This is a genomic window from Paraburkholderia sp. BR10882, from assembly GCF_040948855.1.
GTDB lineage: Bacteria > Pseudomonadota > Gammaproteobacteria > Burkholderiales > Burkholderiaceae > Paraburkholderia > Paraburkholderia nodosa_A.
This window is the reverse complement of the sequence record NZ_JBFPKP010000022.1, coordinates 31555-46542: the sequence shown is the minus strand read 5'-3', so window position 1 is coordinate 46542 and position 14988 is coordinate 31555. Positions and strand designations below refer to the sequence as shown.

Here is a 14988-nt window from a genome sequence, read left to right as displayed (position 1 = left end):
AAGCGACAACCAACCGTATCCCCGGAGATAGCCATGAGCAGCAGAAGCACCTCGTTTTTCGCGCCGATGTTCATTGCGTGCGCAGCGACACTCGCAGCAGCACCCGCACTGGCCGCGGACCCCATCGTCTTCACGAGTTGGGGCGGCACCACGCAATCGTCGCAACAGAAGGATTGGGCGCAGCCGTTCACGCAGGCGAGCGGCATCACCGTGCTGATGGACGGCCCGACCGACTACGGCAAGCTCAAGGCGATGGTCGACAGCGGCAACGTGAGCTGGGACGTCGTGGACGTGGAGGGCGACTTCGCCTATGCCGCGCAGAAGGCCGGACTGATCGAGCCGATCGACTATTCGGTGGTGAAAAAAGACGAGCTGGACCCGCGCTTCGCGTCGCAGGCCGCGGTGGGCAGCTTCTATTACTCGTTCGTGCTCGGCTACAACAAGGCGAAATACACGGGCGCGCAGCCGCAAGCCTGGGCCGACCTGTTCGACACCAAGCGCTTCCCGGGCAAGCGCACGTTCTATAAGTGGTCGGCGCCGGGCGTGCTCGAAATCGCGCTGCTCGCCGACGGCGTGCCGCCCAACAAGCTCTATCCGCTCGACCTCGACCGCGCGTTCAAGAAGCTCGACACGATCAAGAGCGACATCGTGTGGTGGAGCGGCGGCGCGCAGTCGCAGCAGCTGCTCGCATCGGGCGAGGCGCCGATCGGCATGTTCTGGAACGGCCGCCTGCACGCGCTCGCGCAAACCGGCGTGCCCGTCGGCATTTCGTGGAACCAGAACCTCACCGCCGCCGACATGCTCGTGATCCCGAAGGGCGCGAAGCACCGCGACGCGGCGATGAAGTATCTCGCCGCAGCGACGAGCCCGCAGGCCCAGGCCAAATTCGCGGCCGATACCGGTTACGCGCCGATCAACGTGAAGTCGGCCGCGCTGATGTCGCCGGCCATGGCGAAGACGCTGCCCGATCAATACAAGGCATCGCAGATCAATCTCGACATGAAGTACTGGGCCGAGAACCGCGATGCGATTGCGAAGCGCTGGTACGCGTGGCAATCGAAGTAAGCGAGTCCCGTCGTCGCGAACCGGTTCAAAAGGAAACACCATGCCTAACGTATTGAGTACCGTCGCGCACCCGGCCGCGGCGGCCACGCGCAAACGGCGCGACTGGCGCAGCATGCGGCGGCTGGCGCCCGCCATGCTGCTGCTCGTGATCTTCTTCCTGCTGCCGGTGCTCTCGCTGCTGCTGCGCAGCGTGCTGGAGCCGACGCCGGGTCTGCACAACTACCAGCAGTTGCTCGGCTCGACCACGTATTTGCGCGTGTTCGGCAATACGTTCCTCGTGGCGACGGTCGTGACGCTCGTCACGCTGCTCGTCGGCTTTCCGATGGCGTGGCTGCTCGCCATCGCGCCGCGCAAGGTCAGCGCCGTGTTCTTCGCGATCCTGCTGCTGTCGATGTGGACCAACCTGCTCGCACGGACCTTCGCGTGGATGGTGCTGTTGCAGGAAACGGGGCCGATCAATCGCATGCTGATGGCGATCGGCGTGATCCATGAGCCTCTCTCGCTCGTCAACAATTTGACGGGAGTCACGATCGGCATGACCTACATCATGCTGCCGTTTCTCGTGATGCCGCTGCACGCCACCCTGCGCAGCATCGACCCTTCGACGCTGCGCGCCGCCGCCGTGTGCGGTGCGAGCCGCTGGCAGGCGTTCTGGCGCATTCTCGTGCCGCTCGCCATGCCGGGCGTCGCCTCGGGCGCGCTCATGGTGTTCGTGATGGCGCTGGGCTACTTCGTCACGCCCGCGCTGCTGGGCGGACCCTCGTACATGATGCTCGCGGAACTCATCGCGCAGCTCGTGCAGGAACTCTTGAACTGGGGCCTCGCCGGCGCCGCCGCATTCGTGCTGCTCGCCGTGACGCTCTCGCTCTATGCGCTGCAACTGCGCTTTACGCGCAACGCGCGCGCAAGTCTCGGAGGGCGCTGACATGTTGCTCGATTTCGATCGCCTGGGCGCGCTGCGCTGGATGTTGCTGGCCGTGGGCGGAGCCGTCGCGCTCTTTCTCCTGCTGCCCATTGTCTTTATCGTCGCGCTCTCGTTCGGCGACTCGCAGTGGCTCATCTTTCCAGCGCCGGGCTGGACGCTCGAGTGGTACCGGCAGCTCTTCACCGATGCGGGCTGGATCGACTCGTTGCTCACGAGCGCGAAGCTCGCCGTGATCGTCACGGTGCTCTCCGTCGCCATCGGTTTTCTCGCTTCGCTTGCGCTCGTACGCGGCAAGTTTCGCGGGCGCGGCGCGGTGCAGGCCTTCTTCATCACGCCGATGGTGCTGCCGGTCGTGGTCCTCGCCGTCGCGCTCTATGCGTTCTTCCTGCGCATCGGCATGAACGGCACGATGACGGGTTTCGTGATCGGCCACCTCATCATCGCCTTGCCGTTCTCGATCATCTCGATCAGCAATTCGCTCGCGAGCTTCGACACGTCGCTGGAGGACGCTGCGCTCATTTGCGGCGCCTCACCGCTGATGGTGAAGCTGAAGGTCACGCTGCCGGCCATCCGGCTCGGGCTCTACGCCGCGGCGATCTTTTCGTTCCTCGCATCGTGGGACGAGGTGGTCGTGTCGATCTTCATGTCGAGCCCGACGCTGCAGACGCTGCCCGTGCGGATCTGGTCCACGCTGCGCCAGGACCTCACGCCTGTCGTTGCAGCGGCGTCTTCGCTGCTCGTCGCGTTGACAACGTTATTGATGCTGGCGGGCGCTCTCGTGCGCCGCGGCCGCTAATCGAGGTGAACAAGCCATGACTGCTTTCCTGCAAATCCAGCGCCTGCGCAAGACCTACGACGACGTCGTCGCCATCGACCAGGTGTCGCTCGATGTGCGCAAGGGCGAATTCATGACCTTCCTCGGACCGTCGGGGTCGGGCAAGAGCACGACGCTCTATATCGTCGCGGGCTTTCAGGAGCCCACGGAAGGGCGCGTGCTGCTCGACGGCAAACCGCTGCTGGCGGTGGCGCCCAACAAGCGCAACATCGGCATGGTGTTTCAGCGCTATACGCTCTTTCCGCATCTCACGGTGGGCGAGAACGTGGCGTTTCCGCTGCGCGTGCGCCGCCGCCCCGAAGCCGAGGTCAAGGCGAAAGTGGAAAAGATGCTCAAGCTCGTGCATCTTTCCGAGTGCCGCGACCGCATGCCCGCACAGCTCTCGGGCGGGCAACAGCAACGCGTGGCGATTGCGCGCGCACTGGCCTACGATCCGCCCGTGCTGCTGATGGACGAACCGCTCTCGGCGCTCGACAAGAAGCTGCGCGAGGAAATCCAGCTCGAATTGCGCCGCATTCACCAGGAGACGGGCGTGACGATTCTCTACGTCACGCACGACCAGGAAGAAGCGCTGCGCCTCTCCGACCGCATCGCCGTGTTCAACAAAGGCCGCATCGAGCAGGTCGGCACGGGCGAGGAGCTTTACGCGAACCCGGCTTCGCGCTTTGTTGCGAGCTTCATCGGCAATTCGAATTTCCTGCCCGTGAAGGTGACGAAGACCAGCGAAGGCCGCATGAACGGCGTGTTCCCGAATGGCCATGAAATCGCATCGGACGCGTTCAATCCGTCACTCGCCGCCGGCGACGACGGCACGCTGATGATCCGCCCGGAGCAGATGCACCTCAGCTCGCTGCAAGGCGCAAACGGCACGACAGGCTTGCCCGTAACGGTGCGCGACGTCACCTATCTCGGCGATGCCATGCACTACGCGGTAGCCACGCCCTGGCAGCAGGAGATCTCGATTCGCATGCCGGCGGCGCATCGCCACGACGGCGGGATCACGATCGGCACGCAGGCGCTCGTCGACTGGGACGCGCGCGACGTGCGCCTGTTCGCGCAAGCGTGATGGCGGCTGTCATGAGTGACGCACTGCCATCGCTGCGGGTCGAACGCCCCACGGCCACCTTGCGGGAACTCGCGCTCGAAAAAATGCGCACGGCCATTCTGGAGGCGCACTTTCATCCAGGCGAGCGGCTGGTCGAGCGCTCGCTGTGCGAAATTCTCGGCGTGAGCCGCACCGTTGTGCGGGAAGTTTTGCGGCATCTGGAAACGGAGGGTCTCGTCGACTCGATTCCGAACCAGGGGCCGATCGTCGCCGTGCTCGACTTCGAGACGGCGGCGGAGATCTACGAAATACGCGCCCTCCTTGAAGGCGAAGCCGCCATGGCGTGCGCGCAGCATGCTGACGAGAGCATCGTCGCGGATCTCGCCGGCTTCATCGACCGGATTCACGCGGCCTTCGAAGCGCAGGACCATCATGCCGTGCGAGCACTCACCACGGCCTTCTACGAGCGCATGTTCATTGCCGGGCAAAAGCGCGTGGCCTGGGAGATCGTGCAGTCGTTGACGGCGCGCATCAACCGCTTGCGGGCCCTGACAATCGCTTCCGATGACCGCGGCCGCCAGGCTGTCGATGAAATGCACCGCATCCTGAGCGCCATTCAAGCCGGCAACGCGACCGGCGCACGCGAGGCCGCGATCGCGCACGTGGACAGAGTGGCCGAGATTGCGCGCCAGCTGCTGGCGGAGGGGCACGAGCACGCGTCGTGGCGCCAGGCAGGATAACGCAGCCTGGCTGTACTGACTATTGGCGTGCTCTGCCTGAGTGGGCCATCAACTTTTTATGCATCGAAGGAAAGTCACGTGGAATTGAAGACCCTGTTGAAAGACGCGGCGCTGTTGCGCCATCAAGCCTATATCGATGGGCAATGGTGCAAGGCCGACTCGGGCGCGAGCTTCGACGTGTTCGACCCGGCGACGGGCGCGTCGCTCGGCAGCGTGCCTTTGATGGGAGAAGCCGAAACGACGCGAGCCATTGAGGCGGCCAATGCCGCGTGGCCGGCGTGGCGCGTGCGCACGGCCAAGGAGCGTGCGGCAGTCATGCGCCGCTGGTACGACCTGATGATCGAGCACGCCGACGATCTCGCGCTGATCCTGACCGCGGAACAGGGCAAGCCGCTCGCGGAAGCGAAAGGCGAGATCGCCTACGGCGCGTCGTTCATCGAGTGGTTCGCCGAGGAAGGCAAACGCGTGGCGGGCGACACGCTAGCGACGCCCGCTTCGGACAAGCGGCTCGTTGTCATCAAGGAGCCGATCGGCGTTTGCGCCGCCATCACGCCGTGGAATTTCCCCACGGCCATGATTACCCGCAAGGTGGGCCCGGCGCTCGCGGCAGGCTGCCCGATCGTCGTGAAACCTGCAGAAGCCACGCCGTTCTCCGCGCTCGCATTGGCGGTGCTGGCGGAGCGGGCCGGCGTGCCCAGAGGCGTGCTCAACGTCGTCACTGGCGATCCCAAGGCGATTGGCGGCGCGATGACCAGCAGTCCCGTGGTTCGCAAGCTGTCGTTTACCGGTTCGACGGGCGTCGGGAGATTGCTGATGGCGCAAAGCGCGCCCACAGTGAAGAAGGTGACGCTCGAACTCGGCGGCAACGCGCCGTTCATCGTGTTCGACGACGCGGATCTCGATGCCGCGGTGGAAGGCGCCATCGCCTCGAAGTACCGCAACAACGGGCAAACGTGCGTCTGTACGAATCGCTTCTACGTGCATGAGCGCGTGTACGACGCGTTCGCCGCGAAGCTCGCGACAGCCGTTAAGGGGCTGAAGGTCGGGCACGGTACGGAGGGCGGCGTCACGCTCGGACCGCTCATCAACGAGGCAGCGGTCAGAAAGGTCCAAGCGCATATCGCCGATGCAGTGGGCAAAGGCGCGACGCTCGCCACGGGCGGCAAGCGCCACACGCTCGGCTACGGCTTCTTCGAGCCCACGGTGCTGACCGGCGTCACCGCGCAAATGGATGTAGCGAGAGAAGAGACGTTCGGCCCGCTCGCGCCGCTGTTCCGTTTCTCGAGCGACGAAGAAGTGGTGAAGCTCGCCAACGACACGGAGTTCGGCCTCGCCGCCTACTTCTACAGCCGCGATATCGGCCGTATCTGGCGCGTGGCCGAGCAACTCGAATACGGCATGGTGGGCATCAATACCGGATTGATCTCGAACGAGGTCGCGCCGTTCGGCGGCGTCAAGCAATCGGGTCTGGGCCGGGAGGGGTCGCACTACGGCATCGATGACTATCTCGTCATCAAGTACCTGTGCATGGCGGTTTGATCGCCGGATTCACACAAAAAAGAATGGGGACACGCCGCCATGAATACGTCGTCATCAAGCAGCGCCGAGGTCACGCTGGAACGCGCGCAAAGCGAAGCGGACTACCGCTTCGATCCCGCTTCCGTTGCGATACCCACTCGCGTGACGGTGCGAGTCGTCGCGATCTGCCTTGCGATGATCCTTGCCGAAGGCTATGACGTCGCGATTTACGGGGCGGTGCTGCCCATGCTCACGCACGGCACCGACTGGTCCTTGTCGGCGCTGCAACTCGGCGCGATCGCAAGCTGCTCGCTGGCGGGCATGATGATCGGCGCAATGGGTGCGGGCACGCTCAGCGACATGATCGGCCGGCGCCGCATGCTGCTCGGCAGTGCGGCGCTTTTCTCCGCGATGATGGCGGCCGCCGCGCTCGCGCCCACGCCAGCCTGGTTCGTCGTCGCGCGGATCGTGGGCGGACTCGGGCTTGGCGGCGTCGTGCCGACCGCGGCGGCGCTCACGGTCGAATACTCGCCGCCTGGGCGCCGTTCTTTCAACTATGCCTTGATTTACACGGGATATTCGCTGGGCGGCATTCTGGTCGCGCTGCTCGCGATGAACTGGTTGCCGACGCACGGCTGGCGGTTGCTGTTCGGCGTGGGCGCCGCGCCGCTCATCCTCGTGGCGCTCACGGCGCGCCATTTGCCGGAGTCGCTGGAGTTCCTGCTGGCGAGGAACCGCATCGCAGAGGCACGCGGCGTTGCACAAGCGCTCGGCATTCGACATTCGGCGCTAGAGAACGAAACCGGGGCGCGGGCCGTGCACGCTATGAATGCTGAAAAAGCCGCGCCGATTCGCGCGCTCTTCGACGCGTCCACCGTGCGCGCCACGCTGGCGTTCTGGATCGCGATGTTCATGGGCTTGCTCCTGCTCTACGGCCTGAGCACCTGGCTGCCGCAACTCATGCGCAAGGCCGGTTTCCCGCTCGGATCGAGCCTCGCATTGCTGGTGGTACTCAATTCGACCGCGGCTTTGGGCTCGCTGCTTGGTGGCGCGGTGGCCGACCGCCTGGGTTCGAAGTGCGTGGTCAACGTGCTTTATCTGCTCGCCGCAGCCAGCCTGTGCGCGCTGCCGTTCGCCCATGGCACGCTGCAAACCTATGTGCTCGTGGGCATTGCCGGGGTAGGCACGATCGGCAACACGATGCTGCTTGGCGCGTATATCACACGCTACTATCCGCCCCGCAACCGGGCGACGGGCATTGGCTGGGCGCTGGGAATAGGGCGTTTCGGCGCAATCGCCGGGCCGCTGATCGGCGGCGCGCTGGCACAGGCGGGCGCGCCGCTGCCGTGGAATTTCTACGCATTTGCGGGCGCGGGCCTCGCAGCGGCGTTTGCCGTGCTTGCCGTTCCCAGGCAGGTTGCAGATAGCGTGTAACTCGATGCTGAAATTGAAAAGCGGAGACCGGATTCCATATCCAGTCTCCGCTTTTCTACCGCTTCAATCGTGCGTGTTACGCCTTGCCTTATGCCGACGCCGTTCCGCTCGTCGCGGCAATCGCCCATTGCGGCGCATCCTGCAACGCAACGGGGCGCAGGAAGCGCTCGATGCCCGCATAACCGACCGAGGTGGTTTGCGGCTGCGTCGAAGCGGGCCACGGGCCGCCATGCTGCTGCGCATCGCACACGGCAACGCCCGTCGGCACGCCGCCGAACAGCACGCGACCTGCGATACGTTGCGCAGCGACTGCGAGCGCACGATTTTCCGGCGTATCGGCTTGCGCGCCCCACAGCGTGACCGTGAGCGAACCTTCGACCGCGGCGAGCACGTCGAGCGTCTGCGCTTCGTCACGCACCTTCACGATCAGCGCGGCCGGACCGAACATCTCTTCGTGCAGCGCTACGTTGGCGATGAACGTCTGCGCGTCGGTTTCGAACAGACGCGGCGCGGGCGCTGCGGATTGCTCGTCGTCTGCCGGTGCAGCGAGACGCACGCGCACGCCCGCCTGGCTCGCGATATGCGCAGCGGCGCTTTCGAAGCCGCGGCGCATGGCGGACGTGAGCATGGCATGCGGCTTTTGCGCGGACAACGCTTGCGCCAGCGCCTGTGCGAAGCGCTCGCCGTCGGCGTCGTCGCGCACGACGATCAACCCGGGGCTCGTGCAGAACTGGCCGCAGCCCATCGTGATCGAAGCGGCGAGGGTGGCGGCGGGCGTATCGACGCCTTCCGCAAGGGCTTGCGGCAGCACGACGAGCGGATTGATCGAGCCGAGTTCCCCATAAAACGGAATCGGCCGGCGACGCGCATTGGCCGCGCGCCACAGGGCCACGCCGCCCTGATACGAACCCGTGAACGCCACCGCCGCGACATCGGCGTGACCGACGAGATGCACGGCCGCTTCGCGCGACGCCTGATCGACGAACGCAATCACGCCTTCGGGCAGGCCTTGTTCGCGCAGCACACGCGCGGCGAGCGCATGCACGCGGCGCGACAGTTCGGGATGGCCCGAGTGCGGCTTGACGATCACCGTGCAACCCGCGGCGAGTGCCGAGGCCGTATCGCCGCCGAGCACCGAGAACGCGAACGGGAAATTGCTCGCCGAGAACATCGCCACCGGCCCGAGCGGCAGTTGCACGCGCGTGAGGTGCGGGCGGCCTGCTGGCGGCGCGCCGGGAACGGCCGCGTCGTCGACGTGGCGATTGGCGATGCCTGCTTCCACGCGCTCGGCAAAGCCGCGCAGTTGAAACGCGGTGCGCGCGAGTTCGCCATTCAAACGCGCGGCGCCAAGCGACGTTTCTTCGTCCGCAATGGCGACGAGCTGCGCGGCGTCGCGTTCGAGCGCGTCGGCGAGGCCGCGCAGCAGGGCGCTGCGCACGGCACGCGAAGCCGCGCCGTAAAGGGCCTGTGCTTCACGCGCGAGCGCGGCGGCTTCGTCGATACGCGCGAAAGACGCGTTGTTTTCTGTCTGCATTACGAATTCACTCCAGATTAAAAAAGACCGCGCTCGGCGAGATTGGTATAAAGGGCGCGCACGCCGAACGTCCACGGTTCGATTTCGGTGCAAAGGCGCACGGTGTTGACGATGGCGCCAAGCGGCGGCGCGCTGATCGTGACCCGGTCGCCGAGGTGATGCGTGAAGCCGCCGCCGGGCGCGTCGCGGTCCTTGATCGGCGAGAACATCGTGCCGAGGAACAGCATGAAACCGTCCGGATACTGATGGTGGCGGCCCCATGCCTGCGAAACGAGGTCGAGCGGATCGCGGCTGATTTCCTGCATGTGGCTCACGCCTTCGAGCAGGAAGTTGTCGTCGGCGCCTTCCACGCGAAGCGAGACGCTGGTGGTACGAACCGTGTCGAGCGTGAAGCCTTCATCGAACAGACGAATGAACGGTCCGATCGCGCACGAGCCGTTGTTGTCCTTGCATTTGCCGAGCAGCAGGGCCGAGCGGCCTTCGATGTCGCGCAGATTGACGTCGTTGCCGAGCGTCGCCCCGACCACCTCGCCGCGGCTGTTGACCGCGAGCACGACCTCGGGCTCGGGGTTATTCCACGCCGAGGCAGGATGCAGGCCGATATCGGCGCCGAAGCCCACGGAGGACATCGGCTGGGACTTCGAGAACACCTCGGCGTCCGGCCCAATACCGACTTCCATGTATTGCGACCACGCACCACGGCGCTGAAGTTCTTCCTTCAGCTTGATCGCGGCCTCGGACCCCGGCTTGATTTTCGAAAGATCGGCGCCGATCAGCTTCGTGATTTCGGTGCGCACGTCCTGGGCTTTGGCGGGATCGCCACCGGCCTGTTCTTCGATCACGCGTTCCAGAAGACTCACGGCGAACGTCACGCCACACGCCTTGATGGCCTGCAGATCACAGGGCGCGAGCAGCCAGGGGCGATCCGCGGGGCGATCGCCCGCGAAGCTGTGTTCGAGCAGGGCCTCGGCCGTGCCCAGCGGCTCGCCTGGCGTATGCCGCACGACATCGAGCAGATCGTCGTATTCGAACAAGTCGGCCGTGGTGGGGGCCACCTGCGAAATATCGAAGACCATGCCGCCGCGCACCACGACGACGCACGGCCCGTCACCCTCCGGCGTGGGCCGCCAGACACGGCCGACGAGCAGCGCGCTATCGAGATCGTGCGGGAGATAAGCGGATGTTGAGGACATGGCGGGCGTTCCGGATTGAGCGTGGCGACACGCATCGTAGGGCGGATGCGCGTGCGCGTCCAAAGGAACGCCTCTTTGTCCAACTGGCTGGACGATCGCCCGCCGCGGAAGAATGACCCGGCGGCGGCCCGTAATGCGGGTTAGAACAGGTGCTTGATGCCGGCCGACACCGCAACCTGATTCGAGGTTGTCGAGGGCGAGAGATAGCCGATGTCCGCGACTGCCTGGCGGCCCCACGAATCGACCCCGCTCGCATGCTGGTAGGCAGCCGTCACATACAGCTCGGTGGCTTTCGAGAGCGAGTAGCCGGTGCCCAGATTCCACTGCTCGTAGCGCGCGCCGCCTGTACCGTTCAAGTTGCCGCCGTTCGTGTAATCGAACGAGGTGCCGACGCGCAGGAAGGGCGTGACCTGGTAGCGCACGCTCGCCCCCACCGTATTGAACGAGGCCGTGCCATGGTAGTTCTGCGTGTTCAGCGCGGCAGTGGCGCCGAGATCGCGGTATTGCGTGTTCGACCAGGCGAGGCCCAGGATGGCGGAGCCGATCGTCCAGGTCGAGGCCACGGCGACCGTCTGTTGCGTGCGGGCGGACGCGAATCCCGAGATGGACGGGTTCGATGCCGGCGTCGTGGCGGACCCGGCGGAGCCGAGATTGTTGCCGGTGGCACTCGCATTCGCATTGGTGCCATAGAGCGAAGTGTTCGGATTGCGCGCGTTGATGATCGATGCCGCGACGGCAACGCTCGGCCCGGTATAGCTGAAGCCCGCGGACCAATACTGATTCTGCGTGAAGTTGCCGGCTATTCCGCCCAGGCTGTACAGCGCGCCGAACCGGAATCCTCCAAAGGAGTCCGAACTGTACTTGATCGCGTTGTTGATGCGGTGCGTGAAATTCAGATTGTCATAGTCGGCCGGATGGATCGCGAGGTTGCCGAAGTACCAGGCATAGAGCAGCGGCGACACATAATCCACCGCGGCGTCCGACTGACGCCCGAGCGATGCGGTACCGTAGTTGGGCGCGGTGACCCCGATCCAGGCCTGACGGCCGAACAGGGTGCCGCCCTGGCCGAGCGTGCCATTGCTGACGCTGAAGCCGCTTTCGAGCACGAACAGCGTCTTCACGCTGCCGCCCAGATCTTCGATGCCTTTCAGGCCCCAGCGGCTCGAACTCGGGCCCGAGGTGCCGCTGTCGAACTGGGCGACCTGCCCGCCGCCTGTGGGCTTGCCACCGGCAGGCGTTGCCGCCGTCTGAACGTTGTTCGTGTACGTCACGTTGCCCGTGACGATCCCGTAGAGCGTCACGCTGCTTTGGGCATAGGCGGCGACGGGCGACAGTGCGATGGTAGTGAGCGCGAGAAGTGTTTTTTTCATGGTTGTGGGCTTGTCAAGCCGTGGTCGAGGCTAAGGCATCGGAAACATCGAAAGAGTTAATGCGGGAAGTAGTCGGGCAGGCGATAGCCCCGGTAGGTCGGGTTGCGCAGGATTGCCGCGCGGAATTCATCTGAACGATAGGCCGCGACGATATCGGCCGTTTCCTGCGAATTACGGTTCGCCGATTTGACGACCACTTGATTCACGTAAGGTGAGCGCATTTGCTCGAGTGCCAGTGCTTCGGTCAGACGGTGCCCGCTGGAAATGGCGAAGTTGCCCTGGATGGCTGCGAAATCGACGTCTTCGAGCGCACGCGGCGCCTGTGCGGTTTCGAGCGGGACGATGCGAATGCCGGCGGGATTGGCGACCACGTCACGCTCCGAAACATCCACGGGATTGGGATTCTCGCGAATGCGGATCCAGCCAATCTCTTGAAGAATCTTGAGCGCGCGTTCGAGGTTGACGGGGTCGTTTGGCACAGCGATCGTTGCGCCGGCCTTCACCTCGGAGAGCGAATGGTGGCGGGTCGAGTAGAGGCCCATGGGGGGCGTCGGCACTTGCACGACGCTGACAAGGTCGGTGCCGTTCCGGTCGTTGTATGCCTTCAGATAGACGCTGTGCTGCATCACGTCGGCGGCGATTTCGCCGTGCCACACAGCCTGGTTCGCTTCAAGCCCAGTGCTGAAGTTCACGTACTGGATGGTGTAACCCTTGCGCTTGAGTTGTGGCTCGACGCCTTCCCGGAATTCGTCGGCATACGGTCCGGGAACAAAGCCGACTCGCAACACGTGCGCGGCATTTTCGGCGGCGTGGGTAGCCGGCGATGGCAGCGCAAACAGCGTGATAGTGGAGAATAACGTTTGGATAACTAATCGATGTCGCATGATGTGTGACTTGATGGTTTGGAAAGGCCGATTATGGTTGGGCCCTTTGCGGACGGCCAATATTTAATCGAGATTTACATATCGGCCACGCGCAGGGATTACGAGGCGGCGTGGTTATCTTTAGCGGGAATTAGAAGCGCAGGATTCGATGGTTTTCACGCTGCCGCGCGGCTTATAACATTGGCTTCTTTCTATCTATTGCCGAGGCAGCCACGCATGAACGCACGCCGCAACTTCATTCGAATCTCAGCCGGAGCCGCTGCGCTCGCCGCGTTGCCAGTGCTCGGCGCGCTTCCCGCGCGCGCGGCCAGCGCATCGCGTACGTTGCGCGTAGGCAATCAGAAAGGTTATCTGAGTCTGCTGAAAGGACGCGGAACGCTGGAGAAACGGCTTGCTCCCCTCGGCGTCGCGGTCACATGGACAGAGTTCGATGCAGGCCCGGTGCAACTCGAAGCCCTGAACGTAGGCTCGATCGACTTCGGCGACGTGGGCGAGGCGCCGCCCATCTTCGCGCAGGCGGCCGGTGCGCCGCTCGCTTATGTCGCGGCCACGGTGCCGCGGCCGCAGGCGGAAGCGGTGCTCGTGCCGCACGCCTCGGCCATTCGCAGCGTGACTGATCTCAAGGGCAAGACCATCGCGCCCAATCGCGGCAGCAACGTCCATTATTTCCTCGTCAAGCTGCTGCAGGCGCACAACATTCAGTATGGCGACGTGAAAGTCGTGTTCCTGGCGCCCGCGGACGCGCGCGCGGCGTTCGAGCGCGGCGCCATCGATGCGTGGGTAATCTGGGATCCGTTTCTCGCCGCCGCGCAAAAGACCCTCGATGCGCGCATTCTCGCCGATGCGAGCGGCGTGGTCGGCAACCGCGCCTACTATTTTTCGTCGCTCAGCTACGCAAAACAGAACCCGGATGTAATCAAGATCCTAATCGACGAATTGAGCCAGATCGATCAGTGGGGGCAGGCCAACCGCGCCGCGCTCGCCACGCAGCTTGCGCAAGTATGGGGCTTGCCGAACGACGTGGTCAGCGAGGCGATCGGGCGCGCGCAGTTCGGCACGGGGCCGATCACGAAAGCCATCCTCGCCGAGCAGCAGCAGATCGCCAATACCTTCTTCGACCTCAAGCTGATTCCGAAGCGCGTGAACGTGCTCGAAGCGGCAGCGCCAGGCATCGTTTAGCGTGACGATTTTTCATCAGCCCCGGCCGCTCCCGCGCGCCGGGGCTTTCTCACAGCTCACAAGCCCAGCGCGCGGCGCGCCGCCATGGTACGCAACAAGCTGTTGGACGGCGCGTGAATGCGCGCGCACTGCACGTTGCGGTGATGGCGCTCGAGCGGATTGTGCCGCGCGATCCCATGATTGCCTGCGAGTTCGAGCGCGATATCCACGGCCTGAATCGCATTGTCCACCACGTTATGTTTGACGACGGCGGACAACTCGGCGGGCGCCGTACCTGCGTCGATCGCGTCGGCATGGGTGCGCAGCAGCCAGTCGTTGCTCGCCAGCAGCATCTCGATGCGTCCCATGCTTTCCTGCACGATGGGAACGGTGGCGAGCGCCGCCCCGCCTAGCGCGGCAGGCTTGCGCCCGGTGAGGAAAGCAAGCAGCCAGTCGCGCGCGGCACGCGCCGCGCCGTCGTAGACCGTTCCGACCAGACTGAAGTACCACGCCGTGGCGTGCGGATCGCGCTGCACGCCGAGATGGGCCGGTCTCAAGCCGACGACATCGTCGACGGCAATCGCCACGTCCGTGAACACCACGTCGTGGCTTGCGCTCGCCCGCATGCCGAGCGGGTCCCAGGTCTCTACGATGCGCACGCCCGCCGCCTCGCGGGGGACGAGAAAATGGCCTAGACGCGGCTCGGGTTCGTCGGTGCGTGCAAGCACGTTGATCCACGTGAGCAGGGGTGCGCCCGTGACATAGAGTTTGTGTCCGGTGATGCGCCACGAGGCGCCTTCGCGGCGCGCGAGCGTGTCTGGCAGGCCGCCGTGCGAGGGCGAACCGAGCGCGGGCTCGACCTGGGCCGCGTTGACGAGCGCGCGGCCTTCCACGCTCGCCCGCGTGAGGCGCTGCGCGAGCGCTGCAGGCCAGTTTCCCGTTTGCTCGCGCGCGTCGTGCACGATCATGGCGTGCTGGCTGTAGTGCATCGAGAGAATGAGCGCGACCGATGGATCGCCATAGGCGATTTCGGCGACGATCGCACGCGCCACCGCGAGCCCCGCGCCGAAGCCACCGTCGCTGCGGGCAATATTCGCGCGCAGCAGGCCCGCTTCGCGCAATGCGCGGAACTGCTCGAGCGGCGCAGTGGCATTGCGGTCATGCTCGTCGGCCAGGGCGGCAAACGCGCGGCCGAGCAGCGACGCGCGCTCGATCAGCGCGGCGGCCTGGTCCTCGTCGCGCGCGAGCGCGGCGTCCGGAGTGAATGCGTTCACGGTGCTCTCCCTG

General features: G+C 65.0%; 13 protein-coding genes. 8 read left to right on the top strand and 5 right to left on the bottom strand.

Going from position 1 to position 14988, the window contains the following annotated elements; genetic code table 11:
* The first annotated feature begins 33 nt into the window (after positions 1–33).
* The 7 genes from AB3X99_RS34600 to AB3X99_RS34570 all read left to right on the top strand — a co-directional run bounded on the left by AB3X99_RS34600 (position 34) and on the right by AB3X99_RS34570 (position 7562).
* On the top strand, positions 34–1065 hold the full coding sequence (locus AB3X99_RS34600; RefSeq protein WP_368619552.1) for an ABC transporter substrate-binding protein: 1032 nt from the start codon (positions 34–36) through the stop codon (positions 1063–1065).
* A 40-nt stretch (positions 1066–1105) separates the two neighbouring features.
* Entirely contained in the window at positions 1106–1990 is an 885-nt protein-coding gene (locus AB3X99_RS34595) for an ABC transporter permease (RefSeq protein ID WP_368619551.1), read from the top strand.
* Between the two features lies 1 nt (position 1991).
* On the top strand, positions 1992–2786 hold the full coding sequence (locus AB3X99_RS34590; protein ID WP_368605815.1) for an ABC transporter permease: 795 nt from the start codon (positions 1992–1994) through the stop codon (positions 2784–2786).
* Between the two features lie 16 nt (positions 2787–2802).
* On the top strand, positions 2803–3891 hold the full coding sequence (locus tag AB3X99_RS34585; RefSeq protein WP_368619550.1) for an ABC transporter ATP-binding protein: 1089 nt from the start codon (positions 2803–2805) through the stop codon (positions 3889–3891).
* Between the two features lie 11 nt (positions 3892–3902).
* A complete protein-coding gene (locus tag AB3X99_RS34580; protein WP_368619549.1) occupies positions 3903–4610 on the top strand; it encodes a GntR family transcriptional regulator in 708 nt (235 codons plus the stop codon).
* Between the two features lie 78 nt (positions 4611–4688).
* Positions 4689–6149: an NAD-dependent succinate-semialdehyde dehydrogenase gene (locus tag AB3X99_RS34575; RefSeq protein WP_368619548.1), complete on the top strand. Its 1461-nt coding sequence runs from the start codon at positions 4689–4691 to the stop codon at positions 6147–6149.
* 39 nt (positions 6150–6188) lie between these two features.
* Entirely contained in the window at positions 6189–7562 is a 1374-nt protein-coding gene (locus tag AB3X99_RS34570) for an MFS transporter (RefSeq protein WP_368619547.1), read from the top strand.
* Between the two features lie 88 nt (positions 7563–7650).
* Here the strand turns inward: AB3X99_RS34570 and AB3X99_RS34565 are convergent, their stop codons facing one another.
* The 4 genes from AB3X99_RS34565 to AB3X99_RS34550 form a co-directional block, all read right to left on the bottom strand.
* Positions 7651–9096 (bottom strand): aldehyde dehydrogenase (NADP(+)), encoded by a 1446-nt coding sequence (locus AB3X99_RS34565; RefSeq protein ID WP_368619546.1) that lies wholly within the window; start codon positions 9094–9096, stop codon positions 7651–7653.
* Between the two features lie 17 nt (positions 9097–9113).
* Positions 9114–10289 carry a fumarylacetoacetate hydrolase family protein gene (locus AB3X99_RS34560; RefSeq protein ID WP_368605810.1) on the bottom strand — a complete coding sequence of 392 codons (1176 nt, stop codon included), beginning with the start codon at positions 10287–10289 and terminating at the stop codon, positions 9114–9116.
* Between the two features lie 140 nt (positions 10290–10429).
* Complete coding sequence (locus AB3X99_RS34555) at positions 10430–11659, bottom strand: porin (RefSeq protein ID WP_368619545.1); 1230 nt, start codon at positions 11657–11659, stop codon at positions 10430–10432.
* 56 nt (positions 11660–11715) lie between these two features.
* Positions 11716–12603, bottom strand: coding sequence for a MetQ/NlpA family ABC transporter substrate-binding protein (locus AB3X99_RS34550; RefSeq protein ID WP_342946166.1), 888 nt, complete (start codon positions 12601–12603; stop codon positions 11716–11718).
* Positions 12604–12759: 156 nt separating this feature from the next.
* Here AB3X99_RS34550 and AB3X99_RS34545 point away from each other — a divergent pair, with 156 nt between their 5' ends.
* Positions 12760–13722: a sulfonate ABC transporter substrate-binding protein gene (locus tag AB3X99_RS34545; RefSeq protein WP_368619544.1), complete on the top strand. Its 963-nt coding sequence runs from the start codon at positions 12760–12762 to the stop codon at positions 13720–13722.
* Between the two features lie 56 nt (positions 13723–13778).
* Here AB3X99_RS34545 and AB3X99_RS34540 read toward each other — a convergent pair whose 3' ends face one another.
* Positions 13779–14975: an acyl-CoA dehydrogenase family protein gene (locus AB3X99_RS34540; RefSeq protein ID WP_368619543.1), complete on the bottom strand. Its 1197-nt coding sequence runs from the start codon at positions 14973–14975 to the stop codon at positions 13779–13781.
* Between the last annotated feature and the right edge of the window lie 13 nt (positions 14976–14988).